The organism is Phyllobacterium sp. 22229, from assembly GCF_052056495.1.
In the GTDB taxonomy this organism is placed as follows: domain Bacteria; phylum Pseudomonadota; class Alphaproteobacteria; order Rhizobiales; family Rhizobiaceae; genus Phyllobacterium; species Phyllobacterium myrsinacearum.
Genome location: NZ_JBQEPA010000011.1, coordinates 25,267 through 38,420, shown reverse-complemented (window position 1 = coordinate 38,420; position 13,154 = coordinate 25,267). Strand labels below are relative to the sequence as shown.

Here is a 13,154-nt window from a genome sequence, read left to right as displayed (position 1 = left end):
CTGATATCCTTCACCTCGCAGTTGTGAAAACCGGTACCGGCAGTTGAATTTCCCGCTTGAATGAATTGAACGATCGTTTTATTAATGCCGCATGGCGCGAACAATCGGCTCAGACGGCGAAAAGACTCAGGCAGCGATTCATACCGCGGCACGGCGGCTGATTGCCAAGGTGGGTTATGAGGCCATGTCGATGCGCCAGCTGGCGGAGAAAGTCGGCGTGCAGCCTGCCGCCCTCTACCGCTATCACCCCACCAAGCAGGACCTGCTCTTTGCCGTGATGCGCGACCACATGGACCGGCTGCTGGCGGCCTGGCAAGCCGAAAGCCGGGACGTGACAGTGCCGCTCGAACGTCTTGCCGCCTTCATCCGCTTTCACATCCGCTACCATGTGGAGCGCCGCGACGATGTGCACATTGCCAATATGGAACTGCGCAGCCTGCAGGGGATGAAGCTGGCCATACTGGTGGCGCTGCGGGCGGTCTATGAGAACGAGTTGCGGCTGATCCTCGAGGCGGGCAGCACATCCGGTCAATTCGATATCGACGATATTCCGCTGACGACCCGGGCCATCATCGCCATGACCACCGGGGTGAATGTCTGGTTTCGCCCGGACGACAGGCTTACTGTCACGCAGATTGCGGAAAAATACGTCACTATGGGATTGCGCCTTGTGGGCGCCAAGAACTTCACGACAAAGGACATGGGAGATTAGCATGTATCAGTCAGGTCTGCGATTTGGACTTTCGGACGATCTTGAAGCGCTGCGCGAGACAGTGCACCGGTTCGCGCAGGAACGCATTGCGCCGCTTGCCGCCGAAACCGACCGGTCCAACCAGTTCCCCATGCATCTCTGGCAGGAAATGGGCGCGCTCGGCCTGCTCGGCATGACGGCAAACCCGGATTTCGGCGGCTCGGGCCTCGGCTATCTCGCCCATGCCATTGCCGTGGAGGAGATTTCCCGCGCATCGGCGTCCGTCGGCCTGTCCTACGGCGCGCATTCCAACCTCTGCGTGAACCAGATCAACCGCTGGGGCACGGACGCGCAGAAGGCGAAATACCTGCCAAAGCTGTGTTCGGGCGAGCATGTGGGTTCACTCGCCATGTCCGAACCCGGTGCCGGTTCCGATGTCGTGTCGATGAAGCTGCGGGCCGACAAGAAGAATGACCGCTATGTGCTGAACGGTAACAAGATGTGGATCACCAACGGTCCCGATGCCGACACGCTTGTTGTCTACGCCAAGACCGATCCCGCCGCCGGATCGCGCGGCATGACGGCGTTTCTGGTCGAGAAAGGCGTCAAGGGTTTTAGCACGGCGCAAAAGCTCGACAAGCTCGGCATGCGCGGCTCCAACACCTGCGAACTGGTGTTCGAGGATTGCGAGATCCCGTTCGAGAACGTGCTCGGCGAAGAGGGCAAGGGCGTGCGCATCCTCATGTCCGGCCTCGATTATGAACGGGTCGTGCTCGCCGGCGGTCCGCTCGGCATCATGGCCGCCTGCCTCGATGTGGTGGTGCCCTATGTGCATGAGCGCAAGCAGTTCGGCCAGCCGATCGGCGAATTCCAGCTGATGCAGGGCAAGCTTGCCGACATGTACACGACGATGAATGCCTCGCGCGCCTATGTCTATGCGGTTGCTGCGGCCTGCGACCGCGGCGAGACCACACGCAAGGATGCGGCCGGCTGCATTCTCTATGCGGCTGAGAAGGCCACCTGGTGTGCGCTCGAAGCCATCCAGGCGCTCGGCGGCAATGGCTACATCAATGATTACCCGACCGGACGGCTGCTGCGCGACGCCAAGCTCTACGAAATCGGTGCAGGCACCAGTGAAATCCGCCGCATGCTGATCGGGCGCGAAATGTTCGGGGAGAGCGCGTGAATGGCATGAATTCTATTTTATGTCATTCTTTGGTAGAATTGCCATGTTTTATGAATGATGGCAGATTTCTGCCATTGTGGCGTGAGGAGTTCGACATGGTTTCTGATAAAGGCGCCAAAGGCTTCGAAGAGGAGCCTCACAAATTTGACCATTCCCCTACACAACCGCCGGTAATTGAATCGAAAACCATCAGTGCAACGGTCGGCGAAGGCGGGCGGCTCGTGATCCCGGCAGAGCTGCGCAAACTCATGGAGCTTTCACCGGGCGAAGGTGTCGCGCTGCGTGTCGTGGACGGCGTCCTGCATGTTATATCGGCGACGATGGCGCTCAAACGGGTACAAGCCATAGCAAGCAAACTCAGGAAGCCCGGCGTAAGCTTCGTCGACGAATTCATTGCAGACAGGCTCGCCGAACAGCGTGCTTCGGACGAACGATTTGATCGCCTGCATCGGGAAGCGATGGAGCGTGCAAACGAACCGTCTCCGGATAAGGAGCCGCGTCGCTAGTATGAAAGTGGTCGTGGACGCATCAATTGTTCTGGCGATTTTCCTCAAGGAGCCGCGCGTTGAACACGCCGTTGGCCGGATAAAGGGCGCCTTGTGTTCAACCGTGAATCTGACCGAAATCTTGACACGTTGTGCCGATGGAAACGTTCCTGCGCGCGCCGCCTTCGATTTTCTTGGCTCACACGGAATTACCTTCGCTGATCATGACGAAGATCTCGCGCTGACCGCCGCATTGCTCCGTCCGGCAACCCGTCACAAGGGTCTTTCACTCGGCGACCGTGCCTGCCTTGCTCTTGCCATACGGGAAGGCGCCACTGCCATCACCACCGACCGCGCCTGGGCTGACCTTGATGTCGGCTGCCACATCGAAGTGATCCGATAGGAGAATACATGACCATACTTCAGTCCCAGATCACCACCACATCCGAAACCTTTGCCGCCAATGCGGAGCGCATGCGCGCCCTTGTCGACGACATCAAGGCCAAGGCTGCGCTGGTGAGCAAGGGCGGCACCGACGAAGCACGCAAGCGCCATACCGCGCGCAACAAACTGCTGCCGCGCGACCGGCTGGCTCAGCTGCTTGATCCCGGCTCGCCCTTTCTGGAAATCGGCCAGTTTGCTGCCTGGGACATGTATGGCGACACAATCTCGTCGGCCGGACTGATCGCCGGGATCGGCCGCGTTTCCGGTAAGGAGGTGATGATCGTCGTCAACGATGCCACGGTCAAGGGCGGCACCTATTATCCGCTCACCGTGAAGAAGCATCTGCGCGCGCAGGAAATCGCCATGCAGAACAACCTCCCCTGCATCTATCTCGTCGATTCCGGCGGCGCGAACCTGCCGAACCAGGACGAGGTTTTCCCGGACCGCGAACATTTTGGCCGCATTTTCTACAACCAGGCGAACATGTCGGCGGCGGGGATTCCGCAGATTGCCGTGGTCATGGGATCGTGCACGGCGGGCGGTGCCTATGTGCCGGCCATGTCGGAAGAAACCATCATGGTCAAAGGCCAGGCGACCATCTTTCTTGCCGGCCCGCCGCTGGTGAAGGCTGCGACCGGCGAGGATGTGACAGCGGAGGACCTTGGCGGCGCCGAGGTGCATACGCGCGAGTCCGGCGTTGCCGATCACTATGCCATGGACGATGCCCATGCGCTTGCCATCGCCCGGCGCATCGTCGGAAACCTGAATCGAAAGAAAGAGATAGGGCTCGACCTTCGCAAAGTGAGTCCGCCTCTTTACGATCCGCGTGAACTCTACGGCATCGTGCCGACCGACCTGCGCCAGCCCTATGATGTGCGCGAAGTCATCGCCCGCGTGGTCGACGGTTCCGAATTCGACGAGTTCAAGCAGAATTACGGCACCAGCCTGATCACCGGCTTTGCCCATCTCTACGGCATGCCGGTCGGCATCATCGCCAACAATGGCGTGCTGTTTTCCGAAAGCGCGCTGAAAGGCACGCACTTCATCGAGCTGTGCACCCAGCGCGGCATTCCGCTGGTCTTCCTGCAGAACATCACCGGTTTCATGGTCGGCCGTTCCTACGAGGCGGGCGGTATTGCCAAGGACGGCGCCAAGCTGGTGACGGCGGTTGCCACGGCGCGCGTGCCCAAGGTGACGATGATCATCGGCGGCTCGTTTGGGGCAGGCAATTACGGCATGTGCGGCCGCGCCTTCTCGCCGCGCTTCCTGTGGATGTGGCCCAATGCCCGCATTTCCGTCATGGGCGGCGAACAGGCGGCAACGGTGCTGGCGCTGGTCAAGCGCGAGGGGATCGAGCGCAAGGGCGGTGACTGGCCAGCCAGCGACGAGGCAGCCTTCCGCGCGCCGATCCTGGAAAAATACGAGCGCGAGGGCCATCCGCTCTACTCCTCGGCCCGCCTGTGGGACGACGGCATCATCGACCCGGCCAAAACCCGTGAGGTTCTCGCCCTTTCACTTTCCGCAGCCCTGAATGCACCCGTGGAGGATACCACATTCGGTATCTTCAGGATGTAAGGAGAAAAACCATGACAACAATGTTCTCCAGAATCCTCATTGCCAATCGCGGTGAAATTGCCTGCCGGGTCATCCGCACGGCGCAGAAGATGGGCATCGGCACCGTCGCCGTCTATTCCGACGCCGACGCCGATGCACTGCATGTGGCGATGGCCGACGAGGCCGTGCATATTGGCGGCTCCTCCGTATCGGAAAGCTATCTGCGCGCCGACCGCATCATTCAGGCGGCCATCGATACGGGCGCCGAAGCCATTCATCCGGGCTATGGGTTCCTGTCGGAAAACCCCGGCTTTGTCGATGCCGTGGTCAAGGCCGGACTGGTGTTCATCGGCCCCTCGGCGGATTCCATCCGTGCCATGGGCCTTAAGGATGCCGCCAAGCGGCTGATGGAAAAGGCCGGCGTGCCTGTCGTTCCCGGCTATCACGGCGAAGCGCAGGAACTCGTCGTGCTCGCGTCCAAGGCGCGCGAGATCGGCTATCCCGTGCTGATCAAGGCACGCGCGGGCGGCGGCGGCAAGGGCATGCGCAAGGTCGACAGCCCCGATGATTTCGCCGAAGCACTGGGCAGCGCACGGCGCGAAGCCAAGAGCGCCTTCGGCGACGACCGGGTGCTCGTGGAAAAATACGTCGCCAAGCCGCGCCATATCGAAGTGCAGGTGTTCGGCGACAATCACGGCAATGCGGTGCATCTCTACGAGCGCGACTGCTCGCTGCAGCGCCGCCACCAGAAGGTGATCGAGGAAGCCCCTGCTCCCGACATCACGCCGGAGATGCGCGCGGCGATGACCGATGCTGCCGTGAAGGCGGCCAAGGCCATCCACTATTCCGGCGCGGGCACGATCGAGTTCATCGTCGATGCCAGTCAGGGGCTGCGGCCGGACGGTTTCTGGTTCATGGAAATGAACACGCGCCTGCAGGTCGAGCATCCCGTGACCGAAATGATCACCGGGCTTGATCTGGTGGAATGGCAATTGCGCGTGGCGGCAGGCGAACCCCTGCCGCTGACGCAGGCGCAGATTCCGCTGAATGGCCATGCCGTCGAAGCGCGGCTTTATGCGGAAGACCCGGCCAAGGGCTTTCTGCCGGCCATCGGCACGCTGCATCACCTCACCTTCCCCGCCGCTGTCCGGGAAGGTACGGTGCGCATCGAAACCGGCGTTCGTCCGGGCGATACCATTTCCCCCTATTACGATCCGATGATTGCCAAGATCGTCGTCCACGCGAACGATCGTGCGAGCGCCCTGCGTGCCATGGAAGATGCCCTCCTGCACACGGAGATTGCGGGAACGGTCACCAATGCGGCGTTTCTGGCCGCACTGGCACGCCATCCGGGCTTTGCCGCCGGGGATGTCGATACGGGGCTGATCGACCGCGACCTTCACAGCCTTGTCGTTCCCGTGGCCATGCCCGCGGGTGCCCGGGAATTGGCCGTGCTTTACGCCAGCGGCCTCCTGACAAAGGTCGTCTCCGACGATCCCTGGACAGCCCTGCGCGGCTACAGCCATCTCGCGCCATCGCAATATCCGGTGACGCTGGGCGAGCCCGGCCATATCACCCGCTATGGCATTGCGGTTCTGGGCGATGACCGTTTCGAGGTCACCGCGCCCGATGACACCCTTGACCTGCGGGTCCGGCGCGATGGGAATGGCTGGCATATCACCGGCAAGGGCATCAACCTGCGCGCGAAAACCGCTGCAATCCCGCAAGGCATCGCAATCATCGCCAGGGGCGTCGTGGCAACCTTCGCGGTGCCGGATCCCCTGCAGCAGGCCGAAGAGGCGGGCGGCGCGGGCGACCGGCTGACCGCACCCATGCCGGGTCTGGTGAAATCCGTCCGGGTCTCCGCCGGCGATCTCGTCAAGAAGGGGCAGGTTCTCCTGGTGCTGGAGGCCATGAAAATGGAACACTCCATCACCGCCCCGCATGACGGCAGGATCGCCGAGATCGTCAGCGAGGGATCGCAGGTCAAGGAGAAGACAGCCCTTGTCCGCTTTGAAGAGACGGAAGCTGCCGTGTTGACCAAGATTTGAAGCAGAAATGACAAACAGTCGTGCTAGTCGTATATCTGTAACCAGCACCAGCCGCCTACTTCAGTCGCAGGAATTTCCCGTTCACAGCAGAGGAGATCGACCATGGCTACCAAATCACTGCAGACGATCAAACGCGCGCCCACCGCAACCCCCAGTGACCTCGGAGCAGAGGCAACCCGTGACATCGCAGCCGCCGTCAACGCGCTGCTTGCCGATACATTCGCCCTCTATCTGAAGACGAAGAATTTCCATTGGCACATGAGCGGCCCGCATTTCCGCGACTACCATCTGCTGCTGGACGAACAGGCTGCGCAGATTTTTGACATGACCGATGTCCTGGCCGAGCGCGTGCGCAAGATCGGCGGGACAACCCTGCGTTCCATCGGGCAGATTTCCGCCCAGCAGCGCCTGCTCGACAATGACGCCAATTTCGTCACGCCGGAGGACATGCTGGCCGAGCTGCGCGACGATACCAAGAGTTTCATCAGCTATCTGCGCCAGGTGCACGAGCTTTGCAGCGACTATCATGACAGCGCCACAACCAGCATCATCGAGAATTACATCGATGAATCCGAGCGCCGCCACTGGTTCCTGTTCGAAGCAACCCGCACGGGTCCCGCCAGCGTCTGATCGCAGAAAAGAGAAGATTGACCTGAACAAACGGCATGGACCCCGCCCTCGCGGGCAAACGGCAGCATGCCGTTTCAAGCCTTTGCTGCTTCAATGGAACCAGTTCCGTTGAAGCAGCAAAGGCTCTAATCGTTTGCCTTGGTCATTTTCGCGCGCTTGTCGCGGTTCTGCGTATCGGCGATAAGGGCTTCCACGGCGGAAATATTCAACGCCAGCGTGGCTATCCTTCTCAGGGTGTTATTGTCAGGAAAACTATTGGTCTTTGCAGTCAAAATTATCAACTCTTTTTGAGCATGGCTCAACTTTGATAATAATGCCCCAAGCTCGTCCTGCATAACTTCCCCGTCTTCTTCAAGAATCAGAAAATTCCATAAACCGTTTACTTAACTGATATCCCAGTGTTCGCAACCCCTAAGAGTTGCGAAAGACTCACTAAAAAACCACATTAATTCGAATTAACTATCATAACTTTCATGACAAGTTTAATCATAGCATCTCACAGAAATTCACACCACAAAGATAAAATAAACTAGATAATAATATTTAATACATAATCAATTCTGTAAATAATAATAACTAATATATTTTAATCTACATATTCTTTAATATTTACAATAAAAATTCAATAATTACCTTAAGGTCATAAAGCACATCTCTTGCCCCTCATTTTGCACCCCTCCTCGATTAAAGCACAGCAATTCAAAACGTGCTGGGTTGCAACCCTATCCTGCGAACAACGATCTACCACATCGCGACGCAGTCTAACGGCTAGGTTGCAATCAATCCGATAATCTCGTCCTGATTGCGTCAATAATGTGGAAATCGCAAAGAAGAGTGTGAGCGCCGGTCCGGCTGCGCCGTCAGCGATGACGTCTGTTCCCGCGCAGCAGGTATGCCCGCAGCCGTTTCAGGCGATAATAGCGGGCGATCCCGGCCACGTCCTGCCGCGTGACGCCAGCATCGCGCAGCAAATGTTCATCCGGCTTGCGTGACAGGGCCGCGAGTTGGCGCGCTTCCCGATCAGCGCTTTGCACAACCTTCCAAAGATTTGAAATCAGGCGGAAAACCGGCATGGCACTGGTCTCGAATGGTGAACGACCACCATGCTTGACCCAAGCATTGACATACATCAAACGAATAGAAATTATGCCTGTCATTCGAAATTTTAATCACAGGTGCCGCATGAATCCTCCGCTTGACAGTGACCTGCTGCGCACATTCCTGGCCGTGGCAACGGCCGGAAATGTCACCCGCGCGGCGGAAAAGATCGGACGCACGCAATCGGCCGTAAGCATTCAGATCAAGCGGCTTGAAGAGGTTCTGGGCGAAAGCGTTTTTGCCCGCGGCTCACGCGGCGTTGCGCTGACCGCCCAGGGCGAAGCGCTGCTCGTCAACGCGCAGCGCATCGTCGCGCTGCTGGATGAAACCATGGCGGCGATCCGGGCCAAGCCGCTCGGCGGCCCCGTGCGGATCGGCATTCCCGAAGAATATGGCTATACGGTGCTGCCGCGCGCGCTTGCCGCCTTTGCCAGCCAGCATCCGCAGGTGGAGGTAACGGTCAAATGCGGATATTCGGCGCAGCAACTGGCCGCGCTGGATGCCGATCAGCTTGACCTTGCCGTCATCTTCAACTGGGAGCCGCCGACAACCGGCGAGGTTTTGTTTGTCGACCCCACCGTCTGGGTCACGTCGGAGGTGCATTGCGTGCATGAAATCGCGCCCGTACCCATCGCGATTTATGAGCGGTCGGACTGGTGCCGGAAATTCGCCATCGGATCGCTGGAGCGCAACAGGATCGATTATCGCGTGGCCTATAGCTGCGATACGGGCGGTGGGCTGAAAATAGCCGCGGTTTCTGGCCTTGCCATCGCCCCGCTGGCGCGCAGCAATATTCCGCCGGGCTGCCGTGAACTGACCGATGCGGAGGGTTTCCCGGTCATTGATTCATCAAATGTGGTGCTGCGCCGCAATCCGCGGATGACGAGCCCGGCGATTGACGGCATGGCCAAGGTGATCCGCGATGCGTTCCAACCCATGGGGTGAGCAATTCCCTAGGGAACCACTCTTTCGTGTCGAACCACGCAACGCGCGCCAATCATCGGCCATTCAGTGCGTGGTCATCCATTCGCGGGCTTCGCGCATGGCGGTCGCCAGATCGGCCTTGGTCATGGTTTTCACCAGTTCGGCCCGCAGCTCCGCAGCCCGTTCGCTGCCTTTGATTGCAGCGATGTTGAACCATTTGTGTGCGGCGACATGATCAACGGCGCAGTCACGGCCCGTGGCATACATGATGCCCATTTCGAAAAGGATGTCCGTTTCCGCGGTGCCGCCGACATGTCCGGCATCGATATTCTGAAGATCAAAGCGTGCCATTTTACCGAGTCCCTGTTTAAACCGATAAGCCCTGTTAGACTTCTGAGAACCGCCTGATTTGTTTGTTTTGGCGTGCTCTTTCGATGTTTTCGAGAATGCCACACAGCCCTCAAATTGCTGTTAAGGGGCATGATTAACTGGAGCCAAACAAAACAAAAACAACTGGTAAACTTCGGAATTCATTAAATATATCGCCCCAGCAATTGCAGGCATTTGGATCAAATTCGCTTAAAATGCCGTTATCCGATTTCAAGCCTTTGCTAACCAAGGCGCAGCTTCTTTTTGCCGGGCTTGCCTCCGTTCAGGCTGGAATCTCCCCGCCGTTCCACGCCGCCCGGATGCAAAAAACCCCGGCTGCGGGCGCACACAAGGCTTCCTTTCACGGTTTTTTTGAATTACGTTTACGTAAGGGACATGCAAATGGACGAGGAGAGATCCCATTTGCCGCACAACCCTTATCGGGAGGAACATATGAATCGCACGTTTTTATTGGCATGCGCCAGCGTCGTATTGATGGCCGGTCCGGTACTGGCCGAAGAACCGATCGTCGGCACGTGGAAGCGGCCGACCGGCACGCTTATCCAATACTCGTCCTGCGGAGCGGACAAGTATTGCGGCACGGTGCTGACCGGTGAATACAAAGGCAAATCCATCGGCGAGATGTCCGGCAAGGGCGGGACCTATAAGGGGCAGGTCAACAAGCTCGACGAGGGCAAGACCTATAATGGCAAGGCCAGCGTCAGCGGCAACACCCTGTCACTGTCCGGCTGCGTTCTGGGCGGGCTCATCTGCAAGAGCGAAAGCCTGACACGCCAGTAATTTTCAAACCACTGCCCCCTGCGGGAGCGCACGGCTCCCGCGGGGGTTTGTTTGTCCGTGTCAGATATGGTCCGCAACGAGGCGCGCCACCTTCTGATGAATGAGGTTGCGGCTGTCCGGCGTCCCCTTGGGATCATAGAGATAGACGGTCAGCACAATGGGCTTGCGATCAGGTGGCCAGATCACCGCAACGTCATTGGCCATGCCGCTGTCGCTGGTTCCAGTCTTGTCGCCGACCTTCCAGTCTTTTGGCAGCCCTGCCCGCAGACGCTTGTCACCAACCTTGTTGCCGACCAGCCAATCGGTGAGCTGCTTGCGCGACGGTTCCGACAGGGCGGTCCCGAGAACGGTCTTTTCCAGATTTTCACGCATGGCGGCGGGCGTCGTTGTATCTCTCGGATCGCCGGGTTTGGCTTCATTGAGTTCAGGCTCGCGCCGGTCCAGCCGGCTGATCGTATCACCCAGGGCGCGCGCATAATCCGTCATCCCATGCGATCCGCCCAGCGCATCGAGCATCAGGTTTCCAGCAGCATTGTCGCTCCAGGTGATGGCCGCCTCGCAAATGGCCGAAAGCGTCATGCCGTCGGCCACATGCTTTTCGGTAACGGGTGAATAGGTCACAAGATCGGACTTCCCATATCGGATGACCCGGTCGAGTTTCTCCTTCTTCTGATCCACCCGTGAAAGAATGGCAGCGGCGGCAAAGAACTTGAACGTGCTGCACATGGCAAACAACTCTTTCTCGCGGTAGCCGATGCGTTTACCGCTGCCCGTATCGTGCACCGAAACCCCAAGGCGTGCACCGCTTGCCTTCTCCAGGTCTTTGAACGCGGTTTCGAAATCCCATTCCTGCGCCGCGCCGGCCGACCTGATCGACAGCGATAGAGCCGGAACAACCAGCATCGACCCAACAAGTGCAGCGCGGCGTGTAATATGACCTGACATGTTTCATCTCCATCTCCGACATCGTGAATCGCAAGGCGGTCCTTGCCGGAGCGGAAACTGATGCCAGATGTGGCGCTTTCCAAGGAAAATGTGTGACGCAAAAAAGTGAGCCCCGGCAATGTTGACCTTGGCAAAATCAAAGTGTAATAAACCATCAGGTTATTTAACCTATCAGTTATGAGCAAACGGTTCGCCACAGGGAGCAAGAGCAATCATGACCGCAGCGCTGGCCCGCAGAGACAATGATCACGAACTGACAATCGTCCGGATCCTCGATGCACCTGTAGCGCTTGTCTTCAAGGCATGGTCGCAGCCGGAACATGTCATGCGCTGGTGGGGACCGAAGAATTTCACCTGCCCGAGCTGCCAGATGGATTTCAAAGAGGGCGGCGCCTATCGCTCGTCCATCCGCTCTCCCGATGGCGAGGAGGCCTGGATGGTCGGCCACTACACGCAAATCGTCGAGCCGGAGCGGATCGTCTTCACCTTTGCCTGGGAGGACACCGACGGACTGCAGGGGCCGCAGACGCTGGTGACGGTCACCCTGAGCGCACAGGGACAACGCACAAAGCTCGTCTTCCACCAGGCACCGTTCGATTCCGCCGAAGATCGGGATTCGCATGAGAATGGCTGGACCGAATGCATGGAACGGCTGGAGGCCTATGTCGAGCCGCTGGGCCGTCTTCACTGAGGAGCGTATGCCCCCGCTTATGGACTGATTATCGCTTGAACCAATATCAAGGAGGAAACGATGAACACCCATGCACACCCTGACGACCGCAAGGTTGTTTCCCGCGCCGAGTGGGACAAGGCCAGAAAGGCCTTTCTGCTGAAGGAAAAGGCGTTCACCAGACAGCGCGATGCCCTGAACCGCGAGCGCCGTGCGCTTCCGATGGTGCAGATCGAAAAGGATTATGTGTTCGAGGGGCCGAAGGGCAAGCTCGGCCTGTACGATTTGTTCGAGGGGCGCCGCCAGCTGATCGTCTATCATTTCATGCTGGGACCGGGCGAAGGCGAAGGCTGCCCCGGCTGCTCCTTCCTTGCCGACAGTATCGGCAATCTGGCGCACCTGCACGCCCGTGACACCACGCTGGTGGTTGTATCGCGCGCGCCCCTCGCCGAAATCGAAGCCTACAGAAAACGCATGGGCTGGACATTCCCGTGGGTGTCGTCTCACGGCAGTGATTTCAACTATGATTTTCACGTGACATTGGATGAGGCCGTCATGCCGCCCGTCTACAACTACACAACGGCCGAGGAATATGAACGCAAGGGCATGCCCTGGTTCATGCGGGGCGAGCAGCCCGGAACAAGCGTCTTCCTGCGCGACGGCGATACCGTCTACCACACCTATTCAAGTTATGGCCGCGGCGGCGACCTGCAGCTGGGCACCTACAACTATCTCGACCTGACGCCGCTGGGCCGGCAGGAGGGCTGGGATGGCACGCCCGATCTCGACGGCCTCGGCAAGAACTGGGTCAAGCGCCATGACGAATATGCCGGCACGGCCAAATCCGCCGATGACGCGTGCTGCCACTGATTTACCCAGGAGCTATCCGATGAAAAAAACCTATCATGGCAGCTGTCATTGCCAGGCCGTGCGTTTCGAATGCAGCATCGATCTCGATGCCGGTACGAGCAAATGCAATTGCTCGTTCTGCGGCAAGCTGCGGTTCTGGAAAGCCTTTATCGGTGGCGATGCGCTGCAGATTCTCGCAGGTGCCGACAATCTCACGCAATATCAGTTCGGCAGCAAAACCATCACGCATTCCTTCTGCAGGACCTGCGGCGTCAAGCCGTTCGGACAGGGCAATCTGGAGGTGATGGGCGGACCCTTCTATGCCGTCAACCTGTCCGTTCTCGATGACCTTTCGCTGGAGGAGCTGCTGGCGGCCCCATTGGAATATCAGGACGGCCTGCATGACAACTGGGGAGAGGCGCCGGCAGAAATCCGGCACCTGTAACATCATGAGAAA

The 13,154-nt window shown here is 58.7% G+C and carries 16 protein-coding genes; 12 read left to right on the top strand and 4 right to left on the bottom strand.

The genetic code is table 11. From position 1 onward, the window contains the following. Positions 1–91: 91 nt before the first annotated feature. The 7 genes from ACTJJ7_RS14595 (at position 92) to ACTJJ7_RS14565 (ending at position 7,041) form a co-directional block, all read left to right on the top strand. Entirely contained in the window at positions 92–712 is a 621-nt protein-coding gene (locus ACTJJ7_RS14595) for a TetR/AcrR family transcriptional regulator (protein ID WP_105735993.1), read from the top strand. 1 nt (position 713) lies between these two features. Beyond that, entirely contained in the window at positions 714–1,877 is a 1,164-nt protein-coding gene (locus tag ACTJJ7_RS14590) for an isovaleryl-CoA dehydrogenase (RefSeq protein WP_105735995.1), read from the top strand. Between the two features lie 95 nt (positions 1,878–1,972). Then, positions 1,973–2,383: an AbrB/MazE/SpoVT family DNA-binding domain-containing protein gene (locus tag ACTJJ7_RS14585; RefSeq protein WP_440967688.1), complete on the top strand. Its 411-nt coding sequence runs from the start codon at positions 1,973–1,975 to the stop codon at positions 2,381–2,383. Between the two features lie 13 nt (positions 2,384–2,396). Beyond that, positions 2,397–2,765, top strand: a complete 369-nt coding sequence (locus ACTJJ7_RS14580) for a type II toxin-antitoxin system VapC family toxin (protein ID WP_440967687.1) — start codon at positions 2,397–2,399, stop codon at positions 2,763–2,765. Positions 2,766–2,773: 8 nt separating this feature from the next. Continuing rightward, positions 2,774–4,381 carry a carboxyl transferase domain-containing protein gene (locus ACTJJ7_RS14575; RefSeq protein ID WP_440967685.1) on the top strand — a complete coding sequence of 536 codons (1,608 nt, stop codon included), beginning with the start codon at positions 2,774–2,776 and terminating at the stop codon, positions 4,379–4,381. A gap of 20 nt (positions 4,382–4,401) precedes the next feature. Then, positions 4,402–6,411: an ATP-binding protein gene (locus ACTJJ7_RS14570; RefSeq protein ID WP_440967868.1), complete on the top strand. Its 2,010-nt coding sequence runs from the start codon at positions 4,402–4,404 to the stop codon at positions 6,409–6,411. Positions 6,412–6,513: 102 nt separating this feature from the next. Continuing rightward, complete coding sequence (locus tag ACTJJ7_RS14565) at positions 6,514–7,041, top strand: Dps family protein (RefSeq protein ID WP_440967683.1); 528 nt, start codon at positions 6,514–6,516, stop codon at positions 7,039–7,041. A 125-nt stretch (positions 7,042–7,166) separates the two neighbouring features. On the opposite strand, the gene ACTJJ7_RS14560 is transcribed toward ACTJJ7_RS14565, so the two are convergent. Continuing rightward, positions 7,167–7,376, bottom strand: a complete 210-nt coding sequence (locus ACTJJ7_RS14560; RefSeq protein ID WP_105736005.1) for a hypothetical protein — start codon at positions 7,374–7,376, stop codon at positions 7,167–7,169. Positions 7,377–7,901: 525 nt separating this feature from the next. Then, complete coding sequence (locus ACTJJ7_RS14555; RefSeq protein ID WP_440967680.1) at positions 7,902–8,114, bottom strand: hypothetical protein; 213 nt, start codon at positions 8,112–8,114, stop codon at positions 7,902–7,904. A 109-nt stretch (positions 8,115–8,223) separates the two neighbouring features. On the opposite strand from ACTJJ7_RS14555, the gene ACTJJ7_RS14550 reads away from it, so the two are divergent. Then, positions 8,224–9,084 carry a LysR family transcriptional regulator gene (locus ACTJJ7_RS14550; RefSeq protein WP_105736009.1) on the top strand — a complete coding sequence of 287 codons (861 nt, stop codon included), beginning with the start codon at positions 8,224–8,226 and terminating at the stop codon, positions 9,082–9,084. A gap of 63 nt (positions 9,085–9,147) precedes the next feature. On the opposite strand, the gene ACTJJ7_RS14545 is transcribed toward ACTJJ7_RS14550, so the two are convergent. Next, positions 9,148–9,414 carry a sel1 repeat family protein gene (locus ACTJJ7_RS14545; protein ID WP_105736011.1) on the bottom strand — a complete coding sequence of 89 codons (267 nt, stop codon included), beginning with the start codon at positions 9,412–9,414 and terminating at the stop codon, positions 9,148–9,150. A 471-nt stretch (positions 9,415–9,885) separates the two neighbouring features. Between ACTJJ7_RS14545 and ACTJJ7_RS14540 the strand changes: the two genes are divergently transcribed. After that, on the top strand, positions 9,886–10,233 hold the full coding sequence (locus ACTJJ7_RS14540) for a DUF2147 domain-containing protein (RefSeq protein ID WP_440967678.1): 348 nt from the start codon (positions 9,886–9,888) through the stop codon (positions 10,231–10,233). A 60-nt stretch (positions 10,234–10,293) separates the two neighbouring features. Here the strand turns inward: ACTJJ7_RS14540 and bla are convergent, their stop codons facing one another. Continuing rightward, entirely contained in the window at positions 10,294–11,178 is an 885-nt protein-coding gene (bla, locus tag ACTJJ7_RS14535; protein ID WP_440967676.1) for a class A beta-lactamase, read from the bottom strand. Positions 11,179–11,392: 214 nt separating this feature from the next. Here bla and ACTJJ7_RS14530 point away from each other — a divergent pair, with 214 nt between their 5' ends. From ACTJJ7_RS14530 to ACTJJ7_RS14520, 3 genes are read left to right on the top strand one after another with little or no spacing between them, the layout of a single operon-like run. After that, positions 11,393–11,869 carry an SRPBCC domain-containing protein gene (locus ACTJJ7_RS14530; RefSeq protein WP_440967674.1) on the top strand — a complete coding sequence of 159 codons (477 nt, stop codon included), beginning with the start codon at positions 11,393–11,395 and terminating at the stop codon, positions 11,867–11,869. 60 nt (positions 11,870–11,929) lie between these two features. Next, positions 11,930–12,718, top strand: a complete 789-nt coding sequence (locus ACTJJ7_RS14525; RefSeq protein WP_440967672.1) for a DUF899 domain-containing protein — start codon at positions 11,930–11,932, stop codon at positions 12,716–12,718. Positions 12,719–12,737: 19 nt separating this feature from the next. Next, positions 12,738–13,142: a GFA family protein gene (locus tag ACTJJ7_RS14520; RefSeq protein WP_440967671.1), complete on the top strand. Its 405-nt coding sequence runs from the start codon at positions 12,738–12,740 to the stop codon at positions 13,140–13,142. Positions 13,143–13,154: the final 12 nt, after the last annotated feature.

Excerpts from the sequence above, each read along its gene's own strand:
- ACTJJ7_RS14595 (WP_105735993.1), top strand. The coding sequence starts at position 92 with ATGGCGCGAACAATCGGCTCAGACGGCGAAAAGACTCAGGCAGCGATT.
- ACTJJ7_RS14590 (WP_105735995.1), top strand. The coding sequence starts at position 714 with ATGTATCAGTCAGGTCTGCGATTTGGACTTTCGGACGATCTTGAAGCG.
- ACTJJ7_RS14585 (WP_440967688.1), top strand. The coding sequence starts at position 1,973 with ATGGTTTCTGATAAAGGCGCCAAAGGCTTCGAAGAGGAGCCTCACAAA.
- ACTJJ7_RS14575 (WP_440967685.1), top strand. The coding sequence starts at position 2,774 with ATGACCATACTTCAGTCCCAGATCACCACCACATCCGAAACCTTTGCC.
- ACTJJ7_RS14570 (WP_440967868.1), top strand. The coding sequence starts at position 4,402 with ATGTTCTCCAGAATCCTCATTGCCAATCGCGGTGAAATTGCCTGCCGG.
- ACTJJ7_RS14565 (WP_440967683.1), top strand. The coding sequence starts at position 6,514 with ATGGCTACCAAATCACTGCAGACGATCAAACGCGCGCCCACCGCAACC.
- ACTJJ7_RS14560 (WP_105736005.1), bottom strand. The coding sequence starts at position 7,376 with ATGCAGGACGAGCTTGGGGCATTATTATCAAAGTTGAGCCATGCTCAA.
- ACTJJ7_RS14555 (WP_440967680.1), bottom strand. The coding sequence starts at position 8,114 with ATGCCGGTTTTCCGCCTGATTTCAAATCTTTGGAAGGTTGTGCAAAGC.
- ACTJJ7_RS14550 (WP_105736009.1), top strand. The coding sequence starts at position 8,224 with ATGAATCCTCCGCTTGACAGTGACCTGCTGCGCACATTCCTGGCCGTG.
- ACTJJ7_RS14545 (WP_105736011.1), bottom strand. The coding sequence starts at position 9,414 with ATGGCACGCTTTGATCTTCAGAATATCGATGCCGGACATGTCGGCGGC.
- ACTJJ7_RS14540 (WP_440967678.1), top strand. The coding sequence starts at position 9,886 with ATGAATCGCACGTTTTTATTGGCATGCGCCAGCGTCGTATTGATGGCC.
- bla (WP_440967676.1), bottom strand. The coding sequence starts at position 11,178 with ATGTCAGGTCATATTACACGCCGCGCTGCACTTGTTGGGTCGATGCTG.
- ACTJJ7_RS14530 (WP_440967674.1), top strand. The coding sequence starts at position 11,393 with ATGACCGCAGCGCTGGCCCGCAGAGACAATGATCACGAACTGACAATC.
- ACTJJ7_RS14525 (WP_440967672.1), top strand. The coding sequence starts at position 11,930 with ATGAACACCCATGCACACCCTGACGACCGCAAGGTTGTTTCCCGCGCC.
- ACTJJ7_RS14520 (WP_440967671.1), top strand. The coding sequence starts at position 12,738 with ATGAAAAAAACCTATCATGGCAGCTGTCATTGCCAGGCCGTGCGTTTC.